Annotated in this window: 12 protein-coding genes; 7 read left to right on the top strand and 5 right to left on the bottom strand. The window is 72.3% G+C overall.

The window, feature by feature from the left end; translation table 11 throughout:
- Positions 1 to 4 precede the first annotated feature (4 nt).
- The 3 genes from ACIBQ1_RS08110 to ACIBQ1_RS08100 all read left to right on the top strand — a co-directional run bounded on the left by ACIBQ1_RS08110 (position 5) and on the right by ACIBQ1_RS08100 (position 3944).
- A complete protein-coding gene (locus tag ACIBQ1_RS08110) occupies positions 5 to 1147 on the top strand; it encodes a trypsin-like serine peptidase (protein WP_397275472.1) in 1143 nt (380 codons plus the stop codon).
- A gap of 471 nt (positions 1148 to 1618) precedes the next feature.
- A complete protein-coding gene (locus ACIBQ1_RS08105) occupies positions 1619 to 3025 on the top strand; it encodes an alpha/beta hydrolase (protein ID WP_397275470.1) in 1407 nt (468 codons plus the stop codon).
- 76 nt (positions 3026 to 3101) lie between these two features.
- Positions 3102 to 3944: a GNAT family N-acetyltransferase gene (locus tag ACIBQ1_RS08100; protein ID WP_397275560.1), complete on the top strand. Its 843-nt coding sequence runs from the start codon at positions 3102 to 3104 to the stop codon at positions 3942 to 3944.
- Here ACIBQ1_RS08100 and ACIBQ1_RS08095 read toward each other — a convergent pair.
- From ACIBQ1_RS08095 to ACIBQ1_RS08085, 3 genes are all read right to left on the bottom strand, one after another.
- The gene (locus ACIBQ1_RS08095; protein WP_397275468.1) at positions 3941 to 4318 is read right to left on the bottom strand and encodes a DUF3037 domain-containing protein; all 378 of its coding nucleotides are present in this window, start codon (positions 4316 to 4318) and stop codon (positions 3941 to 3943) included. The genes ACIBQ1_RS08100 and ACIBQ1_RS08095 overlap by 4 nt on opposite strands.
- A complete protein-coding gene (locus ACIBQ1_RS08090; RefSeq protein ID WP_397275466.1) occupies positions 4315 to 5124 on the bottom strand; it encodes a HipA family kinase in 810 nt (269 codons plus the stop codon). The genes ACIBQ1_RS08095 and ACIBQ1_RS08090 overlap by 4 nt, the downstream gene beginning before the upstream one ends.
- 124 nt (positions 5125 to 5248) lie before the next feature.
- A complete protein-coding gene (locus ACIBQ1_RS08085) occupies positions 5249 to 5782 on the bottom strand; it encodes a hypothetical protein (protein ID WP_397275464.1) in 534 nt (177 codons plus the stop codon).
- 67 nt (positions 5783 to 5849) lie between these two features.
- Between ACIBQ1_RS08085 and ACIBQ1_RS08080 the strand changes: the two genes are divergently transcribed.
- Positions 5850 to 6404: a TetR/AcrR family transcriptional regulator gene (locus ACIBQ1_RS08080; protein ID WP_397275462.1), complete on the top strand. Its 555-nt coding sequence runs from the start codon at positions 5850 to 5852 to the stop codon at positions 6402 to 6404.
- 2 nt (positions 6405 to 6406) lie between these two features.
- Here ACIBQ1_RS08080 and ACIBQ1_RS08075 read toward each other — a convergent pair whose 3' ends face one another.
- Both ACIBQ1_RS08075 and ACIBQ1_RS08070 read right to left on the bottom strand, forming a co-directional pair.
- On the bottom strand, positions 6407 to 7276 hold the full coding sequence (locus tag ACIBQ1_RS08075; RefSeq protein WP_397275460.1) for a TIGR03619 family F420-dependent LLM class oxidoreductase: 870 nt from the start codon (positions 7274 to 7276) through the stop codon (positions 6407 to 6409).
- Positions 7273 to 8520, bottom strand: coding sequence for an LLM class flavin-dependent oxidoreductase (locus ACIBQ1_RS08070; RefSeq protein WP_397275458.1), 1248 nt, complete (start codon positions 8518 to 8520; stop codon positions 7273 to 7275). The genes ACIBQ1_RS08075 and ACIBQ1_RS08070 overlap by 4 nt, the downstream gene beginning before the upstream one ends.
- A gap of 88 nt (positions 8521 to 8608) precedes the next feature.
- Here ACIBQ1_RS08070 and ACIBQ1_RS08065 point away from each other — a divergent pair, with 88 nt between their 5' ends.
- The 3 genes from ACIBQ1_RS08065 (at position 8609) to ACIBQ1_RS08055 (ending at position 12970) form a co-directional block, all read left to right on the top strand.
- A complete protein-coding gene (locus tag ACIBQ1_RS08065) occupies positions 8609 to 9430 on the top strand; it encodes an LLM class F420-dependent oxidoreductase (protein ID WP_397275456.1) in 822 nt (273 codons plus the stop codon).
- Between the two features lie 9 nt (positions 9431 to 9439).
- Positions 9440 to 10891 (top strand): serine/threonine-protein kinase, encoded by a 1452-nt coding sequence (locus ACIBQ1_RS08060; protein ID WP_397275454.1) that lies wholly within the window; start codon positions 9440 to 9442, stop codon positions 10889 to 10891.
- Positions 10892 to 10999: 108 nt separating this feature from the next.
- Positions 11000 to 12970 carry a PASTA domain-containing protein gene (locus ACIBQ1_RS08055; protein WP_397275452.1) on the top strand — a complete coding sequence of 657 codons (1971 nt, stop codon included), beginning with the start codon at positions 11000 to 11002 and terminating at the stop codon, positions 12968 to 12970.
- Positions 12971 to 12983 lie beyond the last annotated feature (13 nt).

The following is a 12983-nucleotide window of genomic DNA, read 5'->3' as shown; positions in this document are numbered from 1 at the left end:
GGGCATGACCTTGAGCACCCCCCTGCTGGCGGCCGCCCCGCTCCTGGCGGGGCTGATCGGGCCCGCCCTCCTCGGCGTGCCCCCCGGCCGGCAGCAGGCCGACGGACCTGGCCACCGGGCAGTGCCTCACGAGATAGTCGAGCACGTGGCCGCGCGCACCACCGTCGAGCAGCGGCGCGTGCTCGACTACTGGACGCCGGAGCGCATGGCCAAAGCGCTGCCGATCGACTTGCCGGACATCGTGACGCGCGGCGAGGGCCTGCTGAGCGGTCTGACGGGGCGCACCGAGGTGCACGCCGCTCCTGAGGTGTCGGGCCGGCGCCTGACCTCGCCGGGCGACGGCGTGACCACGGGCGCGTCGGGTGAGGGCCTGGCCGCCCGGCTGTGGGGCCGCGACCCGCGGCGGCACCAGGCGGCCGCCGAGCGGGACGGGGAGTCCACGGCCAGGCGGCCGGAGACCAACACGGTCGGCTCGCGCTGGATCACCGGCGGCGCCGTGGCCAGGACCACCGGCCGCGTCTTCCTGACCGTGCGCGGTGCGGACTTCGTCTGCTCGGCCAGCACCGTGCGCAGCGCCAACAGGGACGTCGTGGTCACCGCGGGGCACTGCGTCAAGGACGGCGCGGGCGGCTGGGCCGCCAACTGGACGTTCGTGCCGGGGTACGGGACGGGCGGGGCGCAGCGGTACGGCCAGTACGCGGCCCGCCGCATGTTCGTGGCCGGGCCCTGGTCGCGCAGCGGCGACGACAACTACGACGTGGGCATGGTCGCGCTGGCCACGTCCGGCGGCAGGCACGTGGCCGACGTGGTGGGCACGCAGGAGATCGCCTTCAACGCCGCCCGCGGGGGCCAGGCGTTCGGCTTCGGCTACCCCGCCGACCCGCCGTACGACGGGCGCCATCTGTTCTACTGCGCGGGACGGCTGAAGGCCGACCCGTACGCGCAGAGTCGGGACCAGGGGCTGGGGTGCGACATGACGGCGGGTTCGAGCGGCGGGCCGTGGATGACCGCGTTCGACCTGGGCACGGGCAAGGGCACGATCACGTCGGTGAGCAGCTTCAAGTACAGCGACGACCAGCGCACCATGTACGGCCCGTACTTCGGCGACGCCGCCAAGGCCCTGTTCGACACGGCCCAACACGCATAGCCTGGGCGGCCGTCGCCCAGGCCGTCCGGATGTCGGACGGGCTCTTCCACCTCCAGGTGTTCGCTCGCGGGCGCGAAGTCGAACACGTCTGGCTTCGGTCCGGCGGGTTGGCGACCGGGAACATGACCGCCGGAGCAGCGCCCAGGCCGGACCCCGAGCAGCGCCCGATATGTGATCGTTACGTCGTGCAATCGCGCGATTACAAATTGGCAAGCTTTTCCCCATACCCAACGTGATCACTCGGTCGCGCACGGGAGCATCGCATGGCTCATGAACATGGGAGGGGGCCGGGTGAAGCGGGTCGTTGGGGTTGCCGCCGGTGTTGCGGTGCTCGTCGGCGGGATGGTCAGCGGGGATGGGACGGCGATGGCCAATGGCGCGAGACAGGCGCCGTCGGCCATCGCCTGGGGACCCTGTCCGATAGGGGGTGGGAGGCCGGCGCCGGCCAACCTGGAATGCGGCACCATACGCGTGCCGCTCGACTACCGGGAGCCATGGGGTCAGACGATCGAGCTGGCCGTCAACCGGGTCCGGGCCAGGGTGTCCAAGAGCGCCAACTACCTGGGCGTGCTCCTGGTGAACCCGGGCGGGCCGGGGGCGCCGGGGCGGAGCCTGGCCGAGTACGTGTCCTCGTCGCTACCGTCGGACGTGAGCGAGCGCTACGACATCATCGGGTTCGACCCGCGCGGCGTCGGGGGCAGCGAGCCCACGCTGCACTGCGTGGACCCGGACGTCTTCTTCAAGGCCCCGAGGCCGGACGCGGTGCCGAAGGGGCCGGCCGAGGAGCGGGTGCTGCTCGGGCGGGCGCACGAGTTCGCCGACCGGTGCGGCGCGCAGTGGTCCTGGCTGCTGCCGCATCTCACCACCGAGAACTCCGCCAGGGACATGGACTCGATCCGGGGCGCGCTCGGCGAGCAGAAGATCAGCTACCTCGGCTACTCGTACGGCACCTACCTGGGCGCCGTCTACGCCACGCTCTTCCCGACCAGGGTCCGGCGGCTGGTCATGGACAGCACGGTCGACCCCACGGCCGTGTGGTACGAGGCGAACCTCAAGCAGGACGGCGCCTTCGAGAACCGTCACCGCCAGTTCCTGGCCTGGACGGCCAAGCACAACGACGTCTACCGGCTGGGCACCACGCCCAAGCAGACGTCGTTCGCCTACTACGCGATGCGCGACCGGTTGCGGGCCCGCCCGGCCGGCGGCGTGGTCGGGCCGAGCGAGCTGGACGACACGTTCACGGTCGCCGGGTACAGCGACCGGGTCTGGCCCGCGTTCGCCGCGGCCTGGTCCTCATACGTGCGGCAGGGCGACGTGAAAGGGCTGGTCGGCGTCTACGACAAGCACGGCAAGGACGACAAGCAGGACGAGAACGGCTACGCCTCCTACCTGGGCGTCCAGTGCGCGGATGCCAAGTGGCCGCGCAAGTGGGAGAAGTGGCGGACCGACATGACCCGGCTGCACCGCCGGGCGCCGTTCCTGACCTGGCCGAACGCCTGGTTCAACGCGCCGTGCGCCTTCTGGCCGGTGCGGGGCGGGACGCCGATCGAGGTGCAGGGTGCGGCGAGCCTGCCGCCGGTGCTCTTCATCCAGTCCCGCGACGACGCCGCGACGCCGTACAAGGGGGCGCTGGAGATGCGCAAGCACTTCGTCCGCGCGTCGATGGTGATCGACGGCGGCGGCAACCACGGCGTGTCGCTGACCGGCAACGAGTGCGTGGACGAGCACCTGGCGGCGTACCTGCGTGACGGCACGGTGCCGCCGCGTGACGTGGAGTGCGCCGCGCTGCCGGAGCCGCGCCCGTCCACCCACATGACGGCGGACGCGGTGAGCCCGCCGGCCGGGTTGCTCGGGCTCCTCGGCACCCTTGGTCTCTGACTGACGTCAAGAAAGGATTACCGTGGCCGTCGCCCACTGAGCCAATCGGTGCCCCTTCGCGTAGTCTGACCATGTGATGCTGCGTACATCGGCGTCGCGCGTGCTCGACGACAGCGACCGGGACGAGGTCCTAGCCCTGCTGGACACCGACCCGGTCGCGAACGTCTTCGTCTCCTCCCGGGTGCGGGCCGTCGGACTCAATCCGGCGAGGCTCGGCGGGCAGATGTGGGGGTTCGGGGCGCGTGGCGGCCTTGTGTCACTCTGTTATGCCGGGGCCAACATGGTGCCCGTCAACGCCGGCCCCGAGGCCGTGCACGCCTTCGCCGACCGTGCCCGCAAGCAGGGGCGCCGCTGCTCCTCCATCGTGGGCCCGGTCGACGCCGTCTCCTTGCTGTGGGAGCGCCTGGAGCCGCACTGGGGCCGGGCGCGGGCCATCCGCTGGGCGCAGCCGGTCATGGCCACCTCGCGCAAGTCGCCGGTGCCCGCCGATCCGCTGGTGCGCCGGGTGCGGCCGGAGGAGTTCGACATCCTGCTGCCCGCGTGCGTGGCCATGTTCACCGAGGAAGTCGGCGTCTCGCCGAACCTCGGCGACGGCGGCGCGCTCTACCGCACCAGGGTCGCCGAGCTGATCAGGATCGGCCGCTCCTACGCGCGCATCGACGACGGCCGGGTGGTGTTCAAGGCGGAGATCGGGGCCGTCACGCCGCAGGCCTGCCAGATCCAGGGCGTCTGGGTCGCCCCCGAGCTGCGGGGGAGGGGCCACGCCGCGGCCGGCATGGCCGCCGTCGTGGAGGCCGCGAAGAGCTGCTTCGCCCCCGTGGTCACGCTTTACGTCAACGACTTCAACCTCTCGGCCAGGGCCGTCTACCGCAAGGTGGGCTTCCAGGAGGTCGACACCTTCATGTCCGTCCTCTTCTAGATACGGACGAGCTTGTCGAACAGCCTGGCCAGCTCGGTGTCGGGGTCGGCGGTGAGGCCCGCGTGCACGGGCCCGGTCTGGACGATCGTGCTGCGCGGCGCGGTCAGCCAGCGGAACCTGCCGCCGAGCGGCTCCTCGGCCAGCGGTCCCGGCCGCTCGCCGCAGGCCAGCTCGTACGCGCTGAGCGCACGGCGCACCTCGTCGATGTCGGCGTTCGGGTCGAGGGCGCGCAGCCGGGCGGCGTCGAGCTCGACCCGCGCGCACAGGTAGCCGCGCGGCTGGCAGTAGAGGAGCACGCCCGCGTTGATCAGCTCGCCGCGCTCGACCCTGGGTATCACGCGGATCACCGCGTACTCGTAGACGTCCCTGGTCACCGGCCGCCTCCCCGCCAGAACTCGCCCACGGACCCCGGGCCGCCGCGCGGCGGCTTGGCCTCGCCGCGCACGAGCCACTCGCGCGGGCCGTGCGCCCGCTCCATCAGATGATCGACGTACGCCTCGCGCACCGTCTCCGGCCCGTCGAACCCCGGCTCGCCGTCCAGCCACTCGTCGGGCACCATCGCGGTCGCGGTCTCCAGCAGCCCTCGCGTGATCCTCGCGGCCAGCTGGTCACCCGCGGCCTCCACGTCACCGGCGTACGGCGCGAGCACGTGGTCGCTCGCGTCGAACTTCCGCTGGGGGTCGGCCGTGCGCCAGTTGTGGTGGAACCAGAGCGCCGCGCCGTGGTCGATCAGCCAGGTCTCGCGGTGCCAGACCAGCAGGTTGGGGTTGCGCCAGCTGCGGTCGATGTTGTGGATGAGGCCGTCGAACCACAGCACCCTGGCCGCGAACACCGGGTCCGCCGCCCACGCCAGCGGCTCGAACCCCAGCGCGCCCGGCAGGAAGTCGACCGCCAGGTTGAGGCCGGTGCTGGCCTTGAGGAGGTCCTGCACCTCCTCGTCCGGCTCCCGGATGCCGAGCTGCGGGTCGAGGTCGATGAGCTTGAGATCGGGGGTGCGCAGCCCCAGCCTGCGGCCCAGCTCGGCCGCGATGATCTCGGCGACGAGCACCCGCCGGCCCTGGCCCGCCTCGCGAAACTTCACCACGTACGTGCCCAGGTCGTCGGCCTCGACGACGCCGGGCAGGGAGCCGCCCTCTCGCAGCGGGGTCACGTAACGGGTGGCTGAGATCCTTTCCAGCACAGGACGAAGGCTACCGCCCACCCCCGACCCCCCGCGCCCGGGACGGCGCGCGGCGGGAGCGGCATCCCGAGGACCGGCGCTCGATCGTCATCGAGCTGACGGACGAGGTGCCGGGGCCGAACGGCTAGAGAGGCCGGGTGGCGCGGGCGCGGATGGCGGCGAGCATGATGCGGCGGATCAGGCCGCTGCCGAGCCGGATCACCACCCAGTAGCGCAGGAACGCGCGCCGCGCGTCCTCGCTCGTGGCCACCACGCGGGTCTCCGTGACGAGCCTGACCCGCCCCTTGCCCGCGTCGTCCAGCCGGAAGCTCAGCGTGCCCTTGGCGTAGCCGGGCCGGTCGAACGCGTGGAAGTCGGCGGCGCCGGAGATCGCGCCGCTGCTCTCGGCGTGCCCGAGGCGCCACCATTGCCCGATGAGCCCCATGACCAGCTCGTGCCCCGGGTCTTCGGCGAGCGGCGTGAAGCGCGGCGCGCCCCGGTGCGGCCGGCCGCCGCTCAGGCGCGCGGCCACGTCGCGGATGGCCACGACGGCCCGGAGGTCGAACGAGCCCGGGTCCGCGACGGCGTCCCAGACGCGCTCGCGCGGTGCCTTGATCACGATGGAGTGCCGCTCGGAGGCGTCGGGCCGCGGGATGAACCGGTCCGTGAGCGTGGGCATGGGCCACCTCTTTCCATACGGATGCGTACGGTTCTGACTATACGGCGGCGTATGGAAGGATGGGCGAATGGGTCGGTTGAACGCGGACGACTGGGCGCGGGCCGCGCTGGAAGCCCTGGCGGAGGGCGGGCTGGCCGCCGTGGCCGTGGAGCCGGTGGCGGTGCGGCTCGGCGTGTCGAAGGGCAGCTTCTACTGGCACTTCCCCAACCGCCAGGCGCTGGTCGAGGCGGCGCTGGAGCGGTGGGAGGCCGGCACCGACGAGGTCATCGCCCGGCTGGAGCCGGTGCCCGATCCGGTGGAGCGCATGCGGACGCTGCTGGAGTGGGCCTTCGGCGACGGGCAGGACGCCGCCATCTCGTTCCGGCTGATCAGCGAGGCCGACGACCCGGTCATGGGCCCGGTGGTGGGCCCGGTGGTGCGGCGGGTGAGCGAGCGGCGGCTGGCGTTCATGCGAGCCGTCCTGGAGGAGGTCGGCCAGCCGCCGGACGAGGCGGCCCGGCGGGCACTGACCGCGTACGGCGGCTATCTCGGCCTGGCCGCCCTGGCCCGCATCGGCGCGGTGACGCAGGCGCCGAAGGACCTGGCGCAGGCCCTGGAGGAGCTGGGCCTGCGGCCGCGCTGACGTCAGAGCTTGGCGATGACCTCCTCGGCGAAGCGCTCCATGGTGGCGATCTTGAGGTCCAGCGTCCCCTCGCCGTACCTGGCCTTCTCCTCGGGGGTGGCCAGCCACCACGGGGCCGCCATGGTCCCGGTGACGCCCTTGGCGGCGAAGTGGCGGTAGGTGTCGGCGTCCGGCATCACCGCGAGCCCCGCGATGATGTCGAACGGCTCGCTCCGGCCGCTCTCGTCGAGGTGGCCGCGGAGCGTGTCCAGCACCGCGTCGAGCTGCTCCTCGGTGTAGATCCGGTTCCCGATCCAGCCGTCACCCAGCCGGGCGGCCCGGCGCAGCGCCGCGTCGCTGTCGCCGCCCACGTAGACGGGGATCGGCCGGGCGGGGGTGGGCGAGATCGACAGCTCGGGGAGGCCGTCGAGGGCGACCGTCTCGCCGGCCCAGAGCGAGCGCAGGGTCGGGAGCATCGCGTCCAGCCGCCGCCCTCGCGTGTGGAAGTCCTGCCCGGTGCCGACGAACTCCTCCTTGCACCACCCCACCCCGACCCCGAACGTCACCCGGTCCTTCGACAGCACCGCCGCGGTGGACACCTGCTTGGCCACGGTGAACAGGTCGCGGGCGGGCGCGATGTAGACGTTGGGGGAGAAGCGCAGGGTCGTGGTCACCGCCGCCATGGCGCCGATCGTCACCCAGGGGTCCGGCCAGTGCGTACGCGCGTCCCAGCGGGGCCGGCCCGACCGCGAGTACGGGTACGGCGAGGCGAAGTCGGCGTAGAACAGGTGGTCCGACAGCGTGAGCGTGTCGAACCCGCACCGCTCGGCCGCCCGCGCCAGCTCCGTGAACTGGTCGGTGTCGACGAACGAGGCCCCCAGCCAGAATCTCATTGGAACTCCGGGATGACCTTGGTGGCGAACAGTTCCAGGTTCCGCTTGACCGTGTCCAGCGGCAGCACGCCCTGCTGGCCCTGCATATAGAGCCCGAACCACTCCAGGTCGGGCATGCGGTCGAGCATCCGCTGGATCCCGCGCTTGACGTCGTCCGGCGTGCCGAACAGCGCCATCTCCACGTCGTTCATCCGCTTGGCGTCGCCCTTCTCGGGGGAGATGGGCTTGTGCTTCTCGTCCTCCTTCTTGCGCAGCACCTCCAGGTAGCCGAACGGGCCGAAGAAGGCGGCGAAGTCCTTGGGGATGCTGCGGCCGAAGGTGTTGATGGCCTCCTCGGTGGTGTCCGCGATGCCGACGATCTTGAGGATGCCGGTGTGCTCGCCCAGCTTGTAGTGGCGGCCCTGCTTGGCCGACTCCTCCTGGTACAGCTTGGCCTTGGCGGCGTGGTCGTCGGGGTTGGGGGTGAACATCCACGGCAGGATGTTCTCCTGGGCGGCCCTGATGACCGACCGGTCCGAGATCGTGAACGGCTGCCACAGCTCGGGGTGGGGGTTCTGGTACGGCCGGGGGCAGACGGAGACGGCCTGCACCTTGCCGTCCTCGGAGATCTCGCCCGGCGCGCCGAACGTCTGGGTCCATTCCAGCGCGGGCCATCCCTCGATGCCCTCGTATGGATAAGGCACCTGGTAGTCCAGCACGTCGGACTTGTAGCGCAACGTCTCCTGCGTCCACGCCAGCTTCATGATCTTCAGCACCTCGCCGAAGACGTCGAAGTTGCGCGTGTCCGAGGCCGACCCGTCGGAGCGCGCGGCGGCGGCGTGCCAGCGCTGCCCCAGGACGTTCATCCAGCGGTTCTGGTAGCCGCGCGCCACGCCCAGCCGCAGCCGGCCCTTGCTGAACTGGTCGAGCAGCGCCACGTCCTCGGCGGCCCTGATCGGGTCCCAGGCGGGCAGCACCAGACCGAGCGGTGCGAGCAGGATCCGCTCGGTCCTGGCGGCGAGGTCGGTGAGGAACATCAGCGGGTTGACCGAGAACTCCATGCCCTCCGAGTGGAAGTGGTGCTCGGTCATCATCAGCGCGTCGAACCCGAGCTGGTCGGCGTGCACTGCTATCTCCCGCACCTCGTGCAGCAGCTTCTGGTACGACTCCGTGTCGCGCCCGATCGGGCGTTTGGCCTTGGCGTTCTCCTCGGCCGCGTACCCGGAGCCGGGAATCTGCGGATTCAGGAAGATAGAAAACTTCACCGGGGACCTCTTTCCGCGGAATGGTCTTCTGCAAGGTACTCTGGAAATCTTAACCGAGCAATCGCTTGGTTAACTAGGAGGAGGTCCCATGAGACTCGGGGTCACGATGTTCGCCACGGATCTGGCCATGCCGGTTCAGGACCTCGCCAGGGCCGCGGAGGAACGTGGCTTCGACTCCCTCTACGTGCCGGAGCACACCCACATCCCGGTCTCGCGCCGCACGCCTCCCGCGGCGGGGCAGGACGTGCTGCCCGAGGAGTACAAGCGCACGCTCGACCCGCTCGTCGCCCTGTCCTTCGCCGCCGCCGCGACACGCCGGCTGCGCGTCGGCACCGGCATCCTGCTGGCCGCCCAGCGCGACCCCATCGTGACCGCGAAGGCGATCGCCACGCTCGACCACCTCTCGGGCGGGCGCGTCGCGGTCGGGGTCGGCTTCGGCTGGAACGTCGAGGAGATCGAGAACCACGGCGTCCCGTACGCCCGCCGCCGCGAGGTGGCCAGGCGGAACGTGCTCGCCATGCAGGCGCTGTGGCGGGACGAGGTGGCCGCGTTCGACGGCTTCGAGGCGTCCTGGTCCTGGCCCAAGCCGCTGCGGAACCTGCCGGTGTACGTGGGCGGCGCGGCGGGGCCGAAGCTGTTCGCCCAGGTCGCCGAGTACGCCGACGGCTGGATGCCGATCGGCGGCAAGGGGATCAGGGCGGCGCTGCCGATGTTGCGCGAGGCGTGCGAGAAGGCCGGGCGGCCGATGGCCCGGGTGATCCCGTTCGGGACGGTGCCGACCAGGGAGAAGATCGACTACTTCGCCGGGCTCGGCATCGAGGAGGCGGTGGCCACCCTGCCCAGCGCGCCCGCGGATACGGTGCTGCCGATCCTCGATGATTATGCGCGACTGATCGATTCCCCGGCATAATCGTGAAATATGTCCGCACTCCGCGCCGATGATCCGCGACAGCTGGGATCGTACCGCCTGTCGCGCAGGCTCGGCCAGGGCGGACAGGGCGTCGTCTACCTCGGCCACTCCGAGCAGGGCGCCCAGGTCGCGATCAAGCTGCTGCACGCGAGCCTGTCCGGCGACCCGGACGTGCGGCGCCGGTTCCTGGGAGAGGTCGAGGCGGTCCGCAGGGTGGCCGCGTTCTGCACGGCGCAGCTGCTCGACGCCGACCTCGAAGGCGACCGGCCCTACCTGGTCAGCGAGTACGTCGAGGGCCCCTCGCTCCTGGAGCACGTGGTCGCCAAGGGGCCACGCCTGGGCGGGTCGCTCGAACGCCTGGCCATCGGCACCGCCACCGCGCTCGGGGCCATCCACCGGGCCGGGGTGGTCCACCGGGACTTCAAGCCGGGCAACGTGCTGCTCGGGCTCGACGGGCCGCGGGTGATCGACTTCGGGGTGTCCCGGCTCATGGACACCGCGGCCACCTCCAGCATGGTCCCCGTCGGCACGCCGGCGTACCTGTCGCCCGAGCGCATCAACGGCGAGCTCGCCGGACCGCCCGCCGACCTGTGGGCATGGGCGCTGACCGTCGCGTACACGGCGACGGGGCGGCACGCGTACACGGCGGACACCTACCAGGAGGTCCTGGCCAGGATCTTGTACGGGAAGCCGGACCTCGGGCCGCTGACCGGGCGGCTGCGGGAGATCGTGGAGGCGTGCCTGGCGCCGGAGCCGGGGGAGCGGCCGGACGCGGAGGAGGCGCTGCGGCGGCTGCTGGGACAGGCGGCCGCGGGCGGCGACGTGCTGTCCTCGGGCGCGCAGGCCGCCGTCGGCCCCGGCCCGGCCGCCCGGGTCACGTCCGCCACCGGCTCCGGCAGGGCGTTCGCCGATCGCGAGCCGCAGACGGCCGGGCTCCGGCTGGTCATGGAGAGCGCGCCGCCCGGCGACGGGCCGGGGCGCATCCACGACCCCGACCCCACCACGAGCTTCCCCGCCGTCACCCGCGACACCGCTCCCGAGCCCACGCCCCGCAGGCGGGTGAAGGCCTGGCAGGTGGTCGTGGCCGCGGCGGGTGTGGTCATGGCGGTGGCCGGGTTCGTGTTCTGGCTGCGCGGCGCCCAGGGCCCGGGGCTGGAAGGGACGTGGACGGGCTCGGCCGAGCACTTCACCGCCCAGCGGGTCTTCCCCGTCGAGCTGCGCCTGGGCCCAGACGAGGACGGCGGGGCCATGCTGTGGGGAGCGGACCTGCACTGCTCGGGACGGCTCTTGCGGCACGGCAGCGGGATGGTCTTCACCCTCGACGGGGTCACGGGCGACGAGTGCTATCCAGGGACATTGCAGATGATCCCGACGTCGGCATCGAACCAGATGGCCATCAAGGTGACGCGCCAGGGTAAGGACGAGGTGACCTATTCGGGCACGGTCACGCGGGCATCCTGACCAGCTGTGTCACGGTCAGGCCGCGATTGCCCTGACCACCGTTGACTCGGGGCGGCCCGTTGCTTTCAGTAGAAGGCAGGGAAGGGGTGGCGGCGAGGGGAGACGTCCGTGCCGACGGCGCAGCCGCTCAGAACGGGGGACCCGCAGCGGCTCGGGGAGTACGTGCTGTCCGGGCGGCTGGGCGAGGGTGGTCAGGGCGCGGTGTTCCTCGGCTCGCGGAGCGGGGAGCCCTACGCGGTCAAGCTGCTGCACGGACCCGTGGGCGACGAGCGGGCGGCGTTCCTGCGGGAGGTCGAGCTGGCCAAGCACGTCGCGAGGTTCTGCACCGCCCAGGTGGTCGACGCCGGGTTCGACGAGGGGCGTCCGTACATCGTCAGCGAGTATGTCGACGGGCCGTCCCTGCACAGGGAGGTCGTGCTCACCGGGCCGCGGCGGGGCGGGGCGCTGGAACGGCTGGCGGTCAGCACGGCCACCGCGCTCACGGCCATCCACCGGGCCGGGATCGTGCACCGGGACTTCAAACCGCAGAACGTGCTGCTCGGCTCCGACGGGCCCCGCGTCATCGACTTCGGCCTGGCCAGGGCGCTGGACGCGGCGGCCACGGTGACCGGGCGCGGGGTGGGCACGCCCGCGTACATGGCGCCCGAGCAGATCACGGCGTCGGCCGTCACGGGTGCCGCGGACGTGTTCTCGTGGGGCGCCACGATGTGCTTCGCGGCCAACGCCACGGCGCCGTTCGGGCAGGACTCGGTCGCGCCGGTGCTGCACCGCATCCTGACCGCGCCGCCCGAGCTGGGCCGCCTGGACGGGCGGCTGCGGACCCTCGTGGCGGCGTGCCTGGACAAGGACGCGCGGAACCGGCCCACCAGCAGGGACCTGCTGTTCGAGCTGTTGGGGGAGTCGGAGGTGCCGGCGGAGGTGCTGAGCTCGCCGCCGGCCCACATCCTGCGGGTCCAGCCGCTGGTGCCCGAGCAGCGCTCGTCGGAACGGTCGCCGATGGCCGAGCCGGAGGCCACGGGGGTGCCTGGCGGCTACCTGCTGCCCGGCTCCCGCACCGGGGAGAGCGCCGGGGAGAGCGCAGGGCAGAACACGGAAGCGGGCGGGTCGTTACCCGATGGCTCCGGCTCGGGGAACGGTCCATTGCCGCCGGTGCCGTCCAAGGGCCCCTGGCCCAGGGCCGCCGTCGCGGTCTGCGCGGCCCTGCTGGTGACGGCGGCCGTGCTGCTCACCGCCCACATACCCACGGCGGACAGGGATGACCGGCCCCAGCTGCCGCAGGCGGCCGGCCCGTCGGTCCCCCCACAGTCCGATCCGGTGAGATCCCGGCCTCCGGTGGACAAGACGACGCCGCTGAAGACCCCGATGAGGACCACGGCGACAGCTCAGGAACGCGGGCCCACGGCGGATCCGCCGGTGGTGCGCCCGGCCACGGTCCCGGTCCCGGCCTTGGCGGGAATGGACAAGAGCGCGGCCACGAAGGCGATCAAGCAGGCCGGGCTGGTGCTCGGCACCGTCACCCAGCTCGACTCGCCGAAGAAGATCGGCCAGGTTCTCGGCGCCCAGCCCGCCCCAGGCATGCTGGTGATCAGGGGCAGCAAGGTCTCGCTTGAGGTGTCGGCCGGGCTGGCCGTCCCCGCGGTCACGGGCCTGCAGCGCAAGGCGGCGGAGAACGCCCTCACCGACGCGGGCCTGGCGGTGGGCGCCGTCACCCGCTCCTGCGTCGACCAGCCGGACGGGCAGGTGCTCTCCACGCAGCCCAAGGCGGGCCGGCGCGTCACGGGCGGCACCTCGGTGGCGCTCACGGTCGCGCGCAACGGCGCCACCGTCCCGTCGGTCGTCGGGCAGTCGCTGGAGGACGGCCGGGCGGCGCTGGTCGCGGCCGGGTTCGCGGTGCGGACGAGGGGCCAGGTCGTGGACGACGAGTCGCGCGTGGGCACGATCCTCGACCAGGGCCTCCAGTCCGGCGACTGCGCCAGGCCGGGAAGCGCGGTCGAGATCGTCTTCGGCCTGGCCCCGCAGTCGGGCCCCGACCCGGGCGAGCCCGAGGAGACCCCCACCGGCCCGACTCCCAGCGAGTGACCCCCGCCGGGGT

The sequence above is a fragment of the Nonomuraea sp. NPDC050153 genome (assembly GCF_044460125.1).
Classification (GTDB): Bacteria; Actinomycetota; Actinomycetes; order Streptosporangiales; family Streptosporangiaceae; genus Nonomuraea.
This window is presented reverse-complemented; position numbering and strand designations above follow the sequence as displayed.

What these genes read in the sequence shown, in the direction of transcription:
- ACIBQ1_RS08110 (WP_397275472.1), top strand. Translation starts at nt 5, where the DNA reads ATGACCTTGAGCACCCCCCTGCTGGCGGCCGCCCCGCTCCTGGCGGGG.
- ACIBQ1_RS08100 (WP_397275560.1), top strand. Translation starts at nt 3,102, where the DNA reads ATGCTGCGTACATCGGCGTCGCGCGTGCTCGACGACAGCGACCGGGAC.
- ACIBQ1_RS08085 (WP_397275464.1), bottom strand. Translation starts at nt 5,782, where the DNA reads ATGCCCACGCTCACGGACCGGTTCATCCCGCGGCCCGACGCCTCCGAG.
- ACIBQ1_RS08080 (WP_397275462.1), top strand. Translation starts at nt 5,850, where the DNA reads ATGGGTCGGTTGAACGCGGACGACTGGGCGCGGGCCGCGCTGGAAGCC.
- ACIBQ1_RS08075 (WP_397275460.1), bottom strand. Translation starts at nt 7,276, where the DNA reads ATGAGATTCTGGCTGGGGGCCTCGTTCGTCGACACCGACCAGTTCACG.
- ACIBQ1_RS08065 (WP_397275456.1), top strand. Translation starts at nt 8,609, where the DNA reads ATGAGACTCGGGGTCACGATGTTCGCCACGGATCTGGCCATGCCGGTT.
- ACIBQ1_RS08060 (WP_397275454.1), top strand. Translation starts at nt 9,440, where the DNA reads ATGTCCGCACTCCGCGCCGATGATCCGCGACAGCTGGGATCGTACCGC.